This window comes from Pseudosporangium ferrugineum, from assembly GCF_003002065.1.
GTDB lineage: Bacteria > Actinomycetota > Actinomycetes > Mycobacteriales > Micromonosporaceae > Actinoplanes > Actinoplanes ferrugineus_A.
The window spans coordinates 191,388-205,148 of the sequence record NZ_PVZG01000006.1 but is presented as its reverse complement, the minus strand read 5'-3'; the positions used below and the strand labels follow the sequence as shown (position 1 = coordinate 205,148).

The 13,761-nt window shown below is 72.5% G+C and carries 11 protein-coding genes; 4 read left to right on the top strand and 7 right to left on the bottom strand.

Features of this window, described 5'->3' with window-relative positions:
- Positions 1-98: 98 nt before the first annotated feature.
- A complete protein-coding gene (locus CLV70_RS15025) occupies positions 99-1,886 on the top strand; it encodes a metallophosphoesterase (RefSeq protein ID WP_106127099.1) in 1,788 nt (595 codons plus the stop codon).
- 325 nt (positions 1,887-2,211) lie between these two features.
- Here the strand turns inward: CLV70_RS15025 and CLV70_RS15020 are convergent, their stop codons facing one another.
- Positions 2,212-3,048, bottom strand: a complete 837-nt coding sequence (locus tag CLV70_RS15020; RefSeq protein WP_106127098.1) for a PSP1 domain-containing protein — start codon at positions 3,046-3,048, stop codon at positions 2,212-2,214.
- An 826-nt stretch (positions 3,049-3,874) separates the two neighbouring features.
- Between CLV70_RS15020 and CLV70_RS15010 the strand changes: the two genes are divergently transcribed.
- Positions 3,875-5,269, top strand: coding sequence for a hypothetical protein (locus CLV70_RS15010; protein WP_158277768.1), 1,395 nt, complete (start codon positions 3,875-3,877; stop codon positions 5,267-5,269).
- A gap of 146 nt (positions 5,270-5,415) precedes the next feature.
- Here the strand turns inward: CLV70_RS15010 and CLV70_RS15005 are convergent, their stop codons facing one another.
- The 5 genes from CLV70_RS15005 to tmk form a co-directional block, all read right to left on the bottom strand.
- Positions 5,416-6,024 carry a hypothetical protein gene (locus tag CLV70_RS15005; RefSeq protein ID WP_106127096.1) on the bottom strand — a complete coding sequence of 203 codons (609 nt, stop codon included), beginning with the start codon at positions 6,022-6,024 and terminating at the stop codon, positions 5,416-5,418.
- The gene (locus CLV70_RS15000; RefSeq protein ID WP_106127095.1) at positions 6,024-6,320 is read right to left on the bottom strand and encodes a type VII secretion target; all 297 of its coding nucleotides are present in this window, start codon (positions 6,318-6,320) and stop codon (positions 6,024-6,026) included. The genes CLV70_RS15005 and CLV70_RS15000 overlap by 1 nt, the downstream gene beginning before the upstream one ends.
- Entirely contained in the window at positions 6,320-6,646 is a 327-nt protein-coding gene (locus CLV70_RS14995; RefSeq protein ID WP_106127094.1) for a hypothetical protein, read from the bottom strand. The genes CLV70_RS15000 and CLV70_RS14995 overlap by 1 nt, the downstream gene beginning before the upstream one ends.
- Positions 6,647-6,750: 104 nt before the next feature.
- Complete coding sequence (locus CLV70_RS14990) at positions 6,751-7,941, bottom strand: DNA polymerase III subunit delta' (RefSeq protein WP_106127093.1); 1,191 nt, start codon at positions 7,939-7,941, stop codon at positions 6,751-6,753.
- 19 nt (positions 7,942-7,960) lie between these two features.
- Positions 7,961-10,252: a dTMP kinase gene (gene tmk / locus CLV70_RS14985; RefSeq protein WP_106127280.1), complete on the bottom strand. Its 2,292-nt coding sequence runs from the start codon at positions 10,250-10,252 to the stop codon at positions 7,961-7,963.
- Between the two features lie 189 nt (positions 10,253-10,441).
- Between tmk and CLV70_RS14980 the strand changes: the two genes are divergently transcribed.
- A complete protein-coding gene (locus CLV70_RS14980) occupies positions 10,442-11,647 on the top strand; it encodes an amino acid deaminase/aldolase (RefSeq protein WP_106127092.1) in 1,206 nt (401 codons plus the stop codon).
- Between the two features lies 1 nt (position 11,648).
- Here CLV70_RS14980 and CLV70_RS14975 read toward each other — a convergent pair whose 3' ends face one another.
- Positions 11,649-12,281, bottom strand: a complete 633-nt coding sequence (locus CLV70_RS14975) for a TetR/AcrR family transcriptional regulator (RefSeq protein WP_106127091.1) — start codon at positions 12,279-12,281, stop codon at positions 11,649-11,651.
- Positions 12,282-12,440: 159 nt separating this feature from the next.
- On the opposite strand from CLV70_RS14975, the gene CLV70_RS14970 reads away from it, so the two are divergent.
- Entirely contained in the window at positions 12,441-13,754 is a 1,314-nt protein-coding gene (locus CLV70_RS14970; protein ID WP_106127090.1) for a D-arabinono-1,4-lactone oxidase, read from the top strand.
- Positions 13,755-13,761: the final 7 nt, after the last annotated feature.

The window sequence follows — 13,761 nt, the reverse complement described above, 5'->3', positions numbered from 1 at the left end:
GAGTGTACGGCATGCCGGGGGGTCGGCCGCGACGGGTGGGGTGTGGGCGCGCCGGAAGCGGACGATCGTTGTCATACCTCCGGGCTAATGTGCGATGCGTGACCGATCAAGAGCCTGCCCGGCAACCTCGTCCGCGCTCCGCTGAGGCTGAGCCTTCGCGGGCGCGGCGGCCGGTGAGCATGGATCCGCAGCAGCTGGGCTTCACGCCGCGGCGGCCGGTGGGGTGGCTGGCGCCGTTGTTGCTGCTCAATACGGGGTTGCGCACGTTGCTCGCGGTGCTGTTCGGGGCGTATCTCGACAAGCGGGAGTTGCAGAACGCGTTGTCCGGGGAGTCGTTCTCGCAGCCGGGGACCGACGGTGAGTTGTGGTTCGACTACGTGGCGGATCTCGGGGACGGGTTCGATCCGACGTACTCGGTGGCGTACCTGCTGGCGCAGCCGGGGCTGGAGATCGACGGCCGGGAGTTGCCGCGCGGGCAGGTGCTGCTCATGGGTGGCGATCAGGTCTATCCCGTCGCCAACGGTGACGAATACGAGAACCGGATGAAAGGGCCGTACCGGGCCGCGCTTCCCGAGCCGCCGGCGGCCGGGCCTCGGCCCACGCTCTTCGCCCTGCCGGGCAACCACGATTGGTACGACGGGCTCACCGCGTTCCTGCGCCTCTTCGCCCGGCGTAAGGACGGTCACATCGGCGGGTGGCGTACCCAGCAGCGCCGGTCGTATTTCGCGGTGCGGTTGCCCTCGAACTGGTGGCTGTTCGCGATCGACGAGCAGTTCGGGGCGTACATCGACGATCCGCAGTTGCTGTACTTCGAGAAGGCGGCGAGCGGGCTGGGCCCCGACGACCGCATCATCCTCATGACGCCGTCGCCGACGTGGGTCAAGGCCGCGAAGAAGCCCGGGGCGTACGACGCGGTGGACTACTTCATCCGTACGATCCTCGCGCCGACCGGGGCGCAGGTGCGGCTGCTCGTCAGCGGAGACCTGCACCACTATGCGCGCTACACGGGCGAGGACCGGGAGCTCATCACGTGTGGGGGCGGCGGGGCGTACCTGCTCGGCACGCATCAGTTGCCGGAGCGGCTGACCGTACCCCCGAAGGAGACCTTGACCCGCAGCGCGAGCCGCAGCCGCGACTACGAGCTTGCCACCCGCTTCCCCAGCGCCGCCGATTCCCGGCGGATGAGCTGGGGGATCTTCCGCAGGGCGCCGGCGCGCAACCCGGGCTTCGCGAGCATGCTCGGCATCGTCCACACCCTCACCATGCTGGCCATGGCCGGCGCGGCCAGCCAGGGCGGCATCTTCCAGCGGCTCTTCAGCATCCCGCTGGTCTTCATGCTCGTGGTGATCCTGGCCGGCACGGTGATGTTCGCTCAGCCGCCCGGCGCCGACCAGAACAAGCACGCCCGGCACTGGATCCTGGGGCTGCTCCACGGCTTCGCCCAGATCGGTCTGGCGACCGCCGGCGCCTGGGCCTGGCTGCGGCTGCCGTTCCACGACTGGGCCTGGCCGGGGCCGCTGATCATCGCGGCCATCCTGTACGGGCCGGTGATCGCGTTCCTGGCAACGCAGCTCCTGGCGCTGTACCTGCTGATCGCCAGCTACTTCGACGTGAACGTCAACGAGCTCTTCGCGGGGCAGGGCATCGAGGACTCGAAGAGCTTCCTCAGGATGCACATCGCGGCCGACGGGACGCTCACGATCTACCCGTTGGGCGTGGACAAGATCTGCCGTCGGTGGCAGCCCGACCCGGACGGGGCGCCGGACAGCTCATGGCTGCTGCCGAAGGAACCGCTGCACGCCCGCTTGATCGAGCCGCCGATCGTGGTGGACGGGCCGGTGATCGGCGCCGGAGCCCCCACCACAGGTGACGCGGCACCGGCGTAGGAGGAGGACGGGGCACGGGCGGATTGGTGAGCTTCGGGCGCGGCCGGCCCGGCTCGGTTGGGTGGGGCTGAGCCGGGCTGGCTGGGCTCGGTCGGATTGGGCTGAGCTGGGTCGGGTCGAGTTGGGCTCGGTCGGGTCGGGTCGAGCTGGACTGGTCGGACTGCGCTGAGTCGGTGGGTTGCACCCGACTCGGCTTCGCTGGATCGGGCTGGGCTGAACCCGGCCCGGCCCGGCTTCGGCTGCGCTGGGTCGGGCTGCGCTGGGTCGGGCTGCGCCGGGTCGGGCTGGACCTGGCTGGGCTGGGCTGGGCTGGGCTGGGCTGGGGTTAGTTGTATTGCTCGTCGTGGGCTTGGCGGGGGCCGCAGACCGAGGCTCGGCTGCACGAGCAGCGGGAGCCGTCCGCGTCCATGCGTACGACTACGGCGTCCTTGGGGACGCTGTGGCCGACCACTCGGCCGTCGCCCTCGGGGGTGGTTACTCGGCTGCCTATTGCCGGGGCTGTGGAGTGGTATGAGACGTACAGCGGGTGTTCGTATTTGAGGCAGCACATCAGGCGGCCGCAGGCGCCGGAGATGCGGAGGGGGTTGAGGGGGAGGTCCTGGTCCTTTGCCATGCGGATGGTGACCGGTTCGAAGTCGGTCAGGAACGTGGCGCAGCAGAGGTCTCGGCCGCAGGAGCCGATGCCGCCCTGGACGCGGGCCGAGTCGCGGGCGGAGAGCTGGCGGAGTTCGACCCGGCAGTGCAGGGTGGCGCCCAGGTCGCGGACCAGGGAACGGAAGTCGACCCGGTGCGGGGCCGTGAAGTAGATCGTGGTGCGGGCGCCGCCCGTGCCGTTCTGCTCCAGGACGTGATCCACCGCCACGACCTTCATCGGCAGCTCGTGCGACTTGATCAGCTTCTTGGCCGCGACCTTCGCCTCGGCCTTGCGTTTTCTCAGCAGCTCGTCGCGGCGCAGGTCCTTGTCGTCGGCGAGACCGGCGATCCGGGGGAAACCGCTCGTGTCCTCGCTGACCCATTGCGCCGCCCAGACGCACTCCGCCACCTCGGGCCCGTCATCGGTCGGGACCAGCACCCGGTCGCCCACCTGAGGCGAGAACTCGCCCGGGTCGAGGTAGTAGAGGCGGCCGTACCGGTTGAAGCTGACCGCGCACAGCATGCCCATGCACCCACCCTACGGCGACGGACCGGGCGTGCGAAATGGCGCAGAACTACATAGATCCGCGCAACCCCCCGCATCGAACCTCGTTGTCCAGTCCCGTAGACGCCGCACGCCGCGGCAATCCTTGGGGGAGGACATTTTCATGACGCGCGCCGTGCCCGTACGGGATGATCTTGCGCAGCCTGTCCGGTTTGTTCGCTTCGAGGGGAGCGGGGAGGCCGGGGTGCCCGCCATCGTCACGTTTCGGCGGGGGTGGCGGCTCGGAGAACTGGCCGCCGCGGCCCAGCGACGCGCGGGCGCCGACCGGGTGGCCCGCGACGAGCAGGGCTACCTCCGGAAGGCGGCGGAATCCAGCCTGGGCAGGGAAGTCAGCGAGGTCGCCGGGACCGGCGGGTTGCCGGCGAACGCCGCGTTCGCAGCCGGAGGGCAGGCGGATGCAGGGGCGGGACACGGCCGAGATGCGGTCACGACGGTTCGCGTGCCGGACGTGGGAACTCGCGCGACCGGGCCGGGAGCACGCGCCGCTGGACCGGGACCTCGCGCGACGGGCCCGGGAGCACGCGCGACCGAGCCGGGAGCACGCGCGACCGAGCCGGGAGCACGCGCGGCCGGCCCAGGACCACGCGCGACCCAGCCGGGAGCACGCGCGGCCGGCCCAGGACCACGCGCGACCGAGCCGGGAGCACGCGCGGCCTGCGCGGAGGCTCGGGGGTTGGGCGCGACCACTCGGGGGCGGTCGGCAGTGCGTGGCAGCGACCCGCGGACAGGCCGGCGGGCGGGGGCGCGGCGGCGAGGGCTTGTGGCGCTTGGGGCTGTCGGGGTTGTGGGCTTGTTTCTCGTGCCGCTGCCCGCGCAGGCCGCGCCGGTGCCGTGTGGTCAGGCCGAGCGGTATTCGGCGCAGTCCGGGGGGCAGATTCTCCGGCTCGGCCAGCTTGATGTGGACGGCGAGCGGCGGGGGCAGGGGGTTCATGTCGGGGATGCGAAGTCGGCGATGGTTGCTCAGGCTTCGGTGAGTTCGGCGGCCGTTGCTCGCATGATCGACGCCGAGGGCGCGGGGGCTTCCGGCCGGGTCGACGAGATGCTGCAGCAGCAGGCGCCTCCGACGAATGCCGAGGCCGCGCGGCGGGCCACCGGCGCCGCGGACGTCGGGGCGATCAGCCTCGGCGGTGGGCGGGTCAGTACGCATGCCCGGTGGCAGGCCGGGATGGCTTGCGGCGCCGTCGTGGGCGAGGTCACCCGGGCTGGGGCCGAGCTGCGGGGCGCCGGGATTCTGGCTGATGGCGATGCGGCGCTTGTGCGCGTACCCGGGAAGGTTGCGAGCGAGAGCACGACCGGGCTGGAGCGGCGCGGGGAGGGTGCCGCGACGGTGGCGACGGCCGGTTTGGCGGGTGGCGACCTGGAGTTGCTGGACGGGGCCGTGAAGGTCGAGGTGGTGAAGGCGCCGTCGCTGCGGGCGAGCATGTCCGTGCAGGACGGTGGTGAGGTGCGGTATCTGCCGGCGGCGATCAAGGTTTCCGGGGCCGGGATCAGGACCGAGCGGCTCGATTCGGCGGGCGAGGACGTGGAGATCACGTGGGACGGTCCGGGTGGGACGGACGGCGCCGAATCGGGGACGCGCAGGGCCGGCGGAAAAGCAATCGGCGGGGAAGACGCGGACACGGCCGGCGGTGAGGCGAAGGGCAAGCCTGGCGAAGGCGCGACGGGCAAGCCGGGCGGGGACGCTGCGCCGGCGAGCGGTGGGGACGGGCTGGTCGGGAAGCTGCCGGTGGTCGGGAAGCTGCTGACGGGCGGCGGCGATCTGCCGTTGCCCGAGGTGCCGGGGGTGCCCGAGGTCGGGCAGCAGGGTCCGGAGGCCGCGCCCGCTGTCGCGCCGGGTACCCGGGTTCGCATTCAGGTCGGCGATGTGCGGCAGGCCACGCAGGGACGGGCGATCGCGGCCCGGGCGGTGGCTTTCTCCGTGACGATCACTCACGGTTCGCCGGGGCAGGGGCGCAGGTCCGGGTACGGCCGGAGCATCGCTCTCGCCTTCGACATGGGAGTGCTGGAGGCGGCGGCCGTGGCGCCCGAGTCGACGGCCGGCGTGTCGGACGCGTCGGCGGGGGCGGGCGGCGGGTTGCCGATCACCGGGCCTCGGGTGGACGTGATCGCGCTGAGCGGCGTGGCGCTGCTGATCGCGGGGGCCGGGGCGCTGATCTTCGGACTGCGGGGACGGTCGCGCTCCTGAGCCTGGCCAGCAGGGCCGGTCGGCCAAGGCCGGCCGCGAAGGCGGCGGGCCCGGAAAGCGCAGGCCCGGAAAGCGCAGGCCCGGAAAGCGCGGGCCCAGAAGGCGGCGGGCACGGAAAGCGACAGGCCCAGAAAGCGGCGGGGCGGCTAAAGGGCGGGTTCGGCCAGGCGGGATGTGGTGTGGAGCAGGTCGGCGGCCTCGTCGCAGGCGTCGGCCACCGGGCGGAGGATGGTTTCCGCTACGTTCGCTGCCGCGGCTGCCTCGCCGGGTGAGGCGACGTCCAGCTTGTCCGTGGACAGGGTGACGGCTTCGGTGGAGGTCAGGGCTTCGGCCAGGGCCGCCGCCAGGTCTTCGCGGGCCGTGGTCATCCAGCCGGCCAGGGACTCCGCGAGCTCCGCCGACTCCGCCAGCCGGTGGTCGAGGCTGTTCGTGGCGCCGGCGATGCGGGTGGCCGTGCGGTGGCGGGTCCGGTCGTAGGCGTCCGCCGCCGCGCCCGTCCACTCCCCCGGCGGCGGCAGGGTGGCGGCCACGACCGCGCAGGCCCGGGCGTCCGCGCGCAGCTCCGGCGCGGCGTCCTCGAGGTCGGCCGGGCGCAGGGCCGCGATCGCGCGGGCGGCGTCGCCGGGGAGCAGCCGTACGCGGCGGAGCTGTGCCCAGACCCCGTGGTCCGCGGGCGCGCCGCCGGCACCCAGCAGCGCGTCGACACGGCGCAGGAGCGGGCCCGCTGTGTCGAGGAGTTGTCCCAGCCGGTCCATCAGATTTCCCGTCGGACGCGGCGGCCGGCCTCGTCGTCGGTCTCCGTGTAGGCATTGGCGGTCAGGCGCACGTCGGCGGCCAGCTCGGTCAGGTGCCGGGCGGTCTCCGCGGCCTCCCGGGAGCGGGCGCCGAGCACCGCCCGCCAGTGCTCGTGCAGGCGCTTGCCGAGGCGGCCGGGCACGCCCTCGTCGTCCGCTCCGAACGCGCCCGGGGTGGCCAGGTGCGCCGGCAGCGACCGGTCCACCGTGGTCAGCGCGTCGGCGGCCGACTCGAGCCCGGCCGCTATCCGCTCCATCAGCGCTCTCCCAGGCCGCGGAAGGCGCCGAAGATCTCGGCGTGCAGCTTCTCGCGCGCCCAGCGGGCCGCTTCCGTCGCGTTGGTGACCACCGCTTGCACCTCCCGTGCCAGCTCCGTCGCGTTCCGATGGTGCAGGTTGCCGCGGATGCGGACGTCCGTGATGTCGCCCGCCGCCGTGACCAGCACCTCGACCGAATCGTCCGGCGAGTGGACCGACACGACGTGTGCCGTGACGGCCCTGTCGAACTCCGCCCGGAGGACGTCGAGGCGGCGGTAGCGCTCGATCGCCTCGTCGATCCATGCCTCGTCGATCTCGCGGGGCATCGCAGGCTCCTTACCGGGCGTACCGCAATGGCGTTACGGCACCGAACCGTACCCGCTCGCGCGGGCCCGCCGCATCCCCTGTGGAGGGTCCTGTGGACGACGGATCAGCCGCGCCAAAGATTGAGCATCATCGCTTCCACGGCGATCTTCGGCTTGACGTTCTGCTCGATGGCCTCGCGGCAGGCGAGGATCGCTTCGAGGCGGCGCAGGGTGCTCTCCGGCGACCACTTCCCGGCCGCCGCCGACGATTGGGCCGCGGTGTCGGTGTGGACGACCTCGACCGGGGCGCGCAGGGAGGTGATCAGCACGTCGCGGTAGAAGCCGGCCAGATCGACGAGCGCGCGGTCGAGCGCGTCGCGCTGGGAGCGGGTGAAGCGGGACTTCTGGCGCTTCTCGAGGTCCTTGAGCTGGCCGGCGGCGCCGCGCATCGCGCCGGTCGCGCCGCGGCCGGTGCCGCCGGCGCCGAGCGCCTGTTCGAGGGCCGCGCGTTCGGCGGCGTCCGTCTCGGCGAAGGCCGCGGCGGCTTCCGCCTCGGCGGCCTCGATCAGGGCGGACGCCGCGTCGAAGCAGGCGCCCACGCCGGTGAGCCGCCGCGGCACGGTCAGGACCGCTTCGCGCCGGCTGCGGGCGTCGGTGTCCCGGGCCAGCCGCTTGGCGCGGCCCACATGTCCCTGGGACGCCGCGGCCGCCCAGGAGGCGACGTCCGGGGCGATGCCGTCCCGGCGTACGAGAACCTCCGCGACGGCCTCGGCCGACGGCTGCCGCAACGGCACGACGCGACACCGCGACCGGATCGTCACCGAGATGTCGTCCGGGTGCGTGGACGGCGTGCAGAGCAGGAACACCGTGCGGGGCGGCGGCTCCTCGACGGCCTTCAGCAACGCGTTGCCCGCCGCCTCGGTCAGGCGGTCGGCGTCCTCGATCACGACAGCCTGCCAGCGCCCGCCGGACGGGGCGGTGCCGGCGCGGAGCACGAGCGCCCGCATCTCGTTGACGCCGATCGACAGGCCCTCGGGCACCACGTAGCGGATGTCCGCGTGGGTGCCGCCGAGCGCGGTGTGGCAGCCGTGGCACTCGCCGCAGCCGACGCCGTCGCGCTCGCACTGAAGGGCCGCCGCGAAGGCGCGGGCGGCGACCGAACGGCCGGAGCCGGGCGGGCCGGTGAAGATCCACGCGTGGGTCATCGCGCCCTGGGCGCCGGTGTCCCCGGCGACGATGCGGGCGGCGGCCGCGGCGGCCCGGCTCAGGGTCTCGACGGCGTCGTCCTGCCCGACGAGATCGGCGAACACGGTCATGGCGTCGATTCTCGCTCGCTCATCGGCGGTCGCCCACCCCGTCGTCCCCCGATCCGGCGTCGGACACCACCTGCGTCGCCTCAGCCGAGGAAATCACCTGCGTCGCCTCAGCCGAGGAAATCACCTGCGTGGCCTCGGCCGAGGAGATGACCTGCGTGGCCTCGGCGGAGGAAGAGGAGGGCAGGACCTGGGTCTCGGTCGGCACCACCACGGTGGGAGCAAGGTCGGGGGCGGTCAGGTCGGGGCCCGGCGGCAGATCCGTGGACGCCGGGTCCGGGTGGTTGTCGTCCCCCTCGGCCAGCAGCACGGTGAGCCGCGCCGCGACCACCTCCGCGATCTCCTCGGCCGGGCGGGCGGCGTCCAGCACCAGGTAGCGCTTCGGGTCGGCGGAGGCGAGGTCGAGGAAGGCGTACCGGACGCGCTCGTGAAAGGAGCGGGATTCGCTCTCCAGCCGGTCCGGGCCCAGGCCACGGCTGTCGACCCGGCTCAGGCCCACCACGGGATCCACGTCGAGGAGGACCACCAGGTCGGGCTTGAGGCCGCCGGTCGCCCAGGACGACAGCCAGGAGATCTCCTGGACCGGGAGGGTACGGCCGGCGCCCTGGTAGGCCAGCGACGAGTCCACGTACCGATCGCTGATCACGACCGCGCCCCGCTCCAGGGCCGGGCGGACGACGGTCGCGACGTGGTGGGCCCGGTCCGCCGCGTAGAGCAGGGCCTCCGCGCGCGGCGACGGCGTGTCGGCGCCCGCGCCGTGCGAGAGGACCAGGCTGCGGATGCGCGCGCCGACGTCGGTCGCGCCGGGCTCGCGGGTCACGACGACGTCCTGACCGGCCGCGCGCAGGTGCTCGGAGAGGCGGGTGACCTGCGTCGACTTTCCGGCGCCCTCGCCGCCTTCGAAGACCACGAAGATTCCCGTACGCGCGAACGGCTCCGCCGGCGACAGCGGCCGCCCCCGGATCGCGCCCCAGAGGTCGGCGAGGACCGGCACACCGTGCTTGTCGTCCATCTGGCGGAAGGCGCTGATGCCCGTCCAGACCCCGATGACCCCGGCGACCAGCAGAAGCACGCGCGTCGACGAGATGTCGATCGACAGGGAGCCGGCTTTGACCGTACGCGAGCTGCCGAGACCGACCAGGACGCCCGCCAGCGAGATGGCGAGGAGCAGGACCAGCCGGGCGCCGATCTGCACCACGGCGAAGACGCGGCCGCGGACCTCGTCGCCGACCTGGCCGCCGAGCAGGGTGACGCCGGCGAGGAACGCCATGCCGGCGCCGGCGCCGACGAAGAGCGCGCCGAACAGGGCCATGGACAGGTGGAACGCGACCGACAGGAACGCCACCGAGCCGCTGGCCAGCACGATGCTCATGCCGAACCAGCGGCGCCGGGACAGCTCCTTGACGATCATCGGGCCGAGACCGATGCCGAGCGCGAGACCGATGAACAGGGTCGCGAAGAGCAGCGAGAACGCCGCGTCGCCGGCGCCGAGCGAGGCGGTGAAGAAACGGGCGGTGCCGATGACGATGCCGGCGCCGGCGAACGCGCCGAAGATGCCGAGGACCAGGCCGCGCACGAACGGGGTGCCGCCGATGTACTTCCAGCCCTCGACGAACTGCCGGGACATGCTCTGCTCGGCGTTCTTCTCCTGGCGCTCGCGGCGGCCCTGACTGATCTCCTTGATGCCGAAGAAGACCACCGCGGCCGTGGCGGCGCGGGAGAGGGCGTTGATGTAGAGGGCGATCTGGACCGGTTCGGCCCAGTCGGGCAGCCCGCCGATCGGGCCGCGGACCACGCCGTCGAGGGCGGCGAGGGCGAGGGCGGCCAGGATCGGGGTGATTCCGTACGTCGTGATCAGCGTGAGCTGGTTCGAGACCTCGAGCCGGGCCTTGGGAATCAGGTTGGGGACCGCGGCCTCCTTCGCCGGGATCCACATGAGGGTGATCGCCTCGCCGATGAAGGTGGCGATGACCGCCCAGGAGACCGTGAGGCCGCCGGAGTCGCTGATCAGGGCGACGACCGGGATCGAGCCGTACACGACGAACCGGAGGATGTCGCAGATGACCATCGTGTAGCGCCGGTCGAACCGGTCGGCCATCACCCCGGCGAGCGGCCCGAGCAGCAGGCTGGGCAGGAGGCGTACGGCGATCGTGCTGCTGAACGCCGTGCTCTGCCCGACCGCGCCCTCGACCTGCTGGGAGGCGAAGAGGGCGGTCGCGAGGGTGCCGATCCAGTCGCCGAACGAGGCCACGCTGAGCACGAGCCAGAGCCGCCGGAACGGGCGGATCCGCAGCACGGAACGCAGCGCGGCCATCCCGGAGAGGTCCACGGGTGCGGCGTCCTTGCGTGCCGAGCTCGTTTCGGTGTCGATGGCCCTTACCTCCCGGTCGTCACTGCCGGAAGCACTCTAACGGGCGGCTGCAGCTCACCGTGGGTGCGCTCGTACGGGTGGGATGAAGATGAATGTGTTTCGCATTGCCCGTCCAGCGGTTAAGTTGCTGTCGTGACGGCCGAAAACAGCGCCCTGCGGACCCGCCTGGACCGGGCCACCGCGCACCTCGAGACGCCCGTGGCCGTCGTGGACCTCGCCGCGTTCGACGCCAACGCCGCTGCCCTGAGCGCTCGCGCGGCGGGCAAACCCATCAGGGTCGCCACCAAATCCGTACGGGTACGCGCCCTGCTCGACCGGGTACTCCGACGCCCGGGCTGGTCCGGGGTGATGGCGTACACCCTGCCGGAGGCGATCTGGCTGGTCCGGAGCGGGACGACCGGCGACGTGCTGGTCGCGTACCCGACAGTGGACCGGGCCGCGATCGCCGAATTGACCGCCGACCCGGACCTCGCGGCGGCCATCACGCTCATGGCCGACAGCACGGAGCACCTCGACGTCGTCGACGCGGTCACACCGGCCGGCCGCCGCCCCGAGGTGCGGATCTGCCTGGAACTCGACGCGGCGTGGCGGCCCGCCGGACCGTTGCACGTGGGCGTACGCCGCTCGCCCGTGCATTCCGCGGCGCAGGCCGGAGCGCTCGCCCGCCGCCTGGTCGCCCGGCCCGGCTTCCGGCTGGTCGCGATGATGGCGTACGAGGCGCACATCGCCGGCCTCGGCGACGCCCCGCCCGGCCAGGCCCTGCGCGGGCGGGCGATCCGCGCGATGCAACGCCGCTCGCTGCGCGAACTCGTGCACCGGCGGACGGCCGCGGTCCGGGCGGTCCGGGAACACGCGGAACTGGAGTACGTCAACGGCGGCGGCACCGGCAGCGTCGAGGCGACCGCCGCGGACCCGTCCGTCACCGAGGTCACCGCCGGGTCGGGGCTGTACGGGCCCACGCTGTTCGACGCGTACCGGGCGTGGCGGCCCGAGCCTGCGGCATTCTTCGCGCTGTCGGTGGTGCGCCGGCCCGCACCGCGGATCGCCACGGTGCTCGGCGGCGGCTGGATCGCCTCCGGGCCGGCGGAGAAGGCCCGGCTGCCGGTGCCGTACCTGCCCGCCGGCCTGCGCCTGCGCGCCGACGAGGGCGCGGGAGAGGTGCAGACGCCGCTGATCGGCGCGGCGGCCGAGGGGTTACGGACCGGGGACCGGGTGTGGTTTCGTCACGCCAAGGCCGGCGAGCTGTGCGAGCACGTCAACGAGGTGCACCTCGTCGACGGCGACACCGCGGCGCCGGCCCCGACGTACCGGGGAGAGGGGTATGCGTTCCTCGGTTGACCTACGAGGCCGGGACGTGGCGGTGCAGGTATTCGCGGATCAGCGCCTTCGCCTCGATGAGCACCGCGTCGTCGCCGGTCACGACGCGCCGGAAGGCGAGCTTGATCAGGGCGTCCGCCGCCTCCACCGCGATCAGCAGCGCGAACCGAAGCCGGCCCCGGTCGATCAGCTGGAACTGCTCGACCAGCAGCTCGGCCAGCCGGTCGGCGATGACCGCGTTGTTGTCCCGCTCGGCGTCGAGCAGGTGCAGGTCCACCACGTCCCCGAAGTGCAGCGTCCGGAAACCCGGCACGCTCCGGTGCATGTGGATGTACGCGTCGATCGCCGCGTCGACGCCGTCCCACCAGTGGGCGAACGTCTCGTTGGCGAAGCGCGCGGACAGACTCTGCAGATACGCGTCCATGTTGCGCATGGCGAGCGCCTGGACGATGGCCCGCTTGTCCGGGAAGAACTGGTACACCGAGCCGATGGCGACCTCGGCCCGCTCGGCGAGCAGGGTGGTGGTCAGGCCCTCGTACCCGACCTCGTCCACCAGCTCCGCGCAGGCGTCGAGCATGCGCTGGACCCGGGCAACGCTTCTGCCCTGCACCGGAACCCGCCGCAGCGGTCCGGTGGTGACGGTTGGTGTCGACACGCGTCGCCACTCCCTCTCAGCAGTGATAATCGGAACGTTACTCGGATCAACGAGCGAGGCGCATCGACGGGACGCGGTGGGCGTGCGCTATCCGCGGTTTTGTGCGACTGTCCGCTCGGTTTTGTGCGACTGTCCGCTCGCCGGAAGGACAAGACCGACATGACCAGTGACAACTCGCTGCCCGTAACGTCACGTCGCTGGCGGAACTGGGGCGGCAATCACCAGGCCGTCGCCGCCGACGTTCTCACCCCTCGCACTGTCGACGAGGTCGCCGCCTCCGTCAAGGAAGCCGCCACGGCCGGGCACCGGATCAAGGTGGTCGGCAGCGGACACTCGTTCACCGGCATCGCCCTGGCGGACGACCGCCGCATGCTACTGCACCGGCTGGCCGAACCGGTATCCGTCGTCGGCGACCTGGTCACCGTGCAGGCCGGTATGCCCCTCTACAGGGTGAATGCCCTGCTGGCCGAGCACGGGCTGGCCCTGCCCAGCCTGGGCGACATCGACCGGCAGACGATCGCCGGCGCGATCGCCACCGGCACCCACGGCAGCGCCCGCGATCACTCCACCCTGGCCTCCCTGGTGGCCGGCCTGACCCTGGTCACCGGTACGGGCGAAGTCCTGCACCTCGGCCCGGCGGCGGAGCTGTTCCCGGCGGCCCGCCTCGGCCTCGGCGCCCTGGGCATCGTGACCGAGGTGACGCTGCGCTGCGTACCGGCGTTCGTGCTGCTCGCCGACGAGCGCCCGCTCCCCCTCGCCGAGGTGCTGGCCGGGCTCGACGAGCAGCTCGCCGCCAACGAGCACCTCGAGTTCTTCTGGTACCCGTACACCGATCACGCCCAGGTGAAACTCAACAACCGGGTCGCGGCGTCGGACCGGCCGCTGTCGCGCTTCCGGGCCTGGATGGACGACGACTTCCTCTCCAACACGATGCTCGAGGTCGTGTGCCGGCTGGGCCGCCGCATCCCGGCGTCGGTACCGGCGATCAGCGCGATCTCGGCGCGCGCGCTGACCGCGCGCGCGTACACGGACCGCTCGGACCGGGTCTTCTGCACGTCACGCCGGGTGCGTTTCGTGGAGATGGAGTACGAGATCCCGCGCGCCGCCCTGCCCGAGGTGATGGCGGCGCTGCCGGGCATCATCGCCGCCCTGCCGTTCAGGGTGCAGTTCCCGGTGGAGGTCCGCTTCACGGCCCCGGACGACGTGTGGCTCTCCCACGGCTACGGCCGCGAATCCGCCTACGTGGCCGTCCACCAGTACGCGACCTCGCCGCACGAGCCGTACTTCCGCGCCTTCGAGGCCCTGTGCGAACCCCTCGGCGGCCGCCCCCACTGGGGCAAACTCCACTACCGCGACGCGGACTCGCTACGCCCGGCGTACCCGAGATTCGACGCCTTCCTGGCCGCCCGCAACACCCTCGACCCGCACCGCCTCTTCACCAACACCTACCTGGACCGGGTCCTCGGCCCCTAGTTATCCA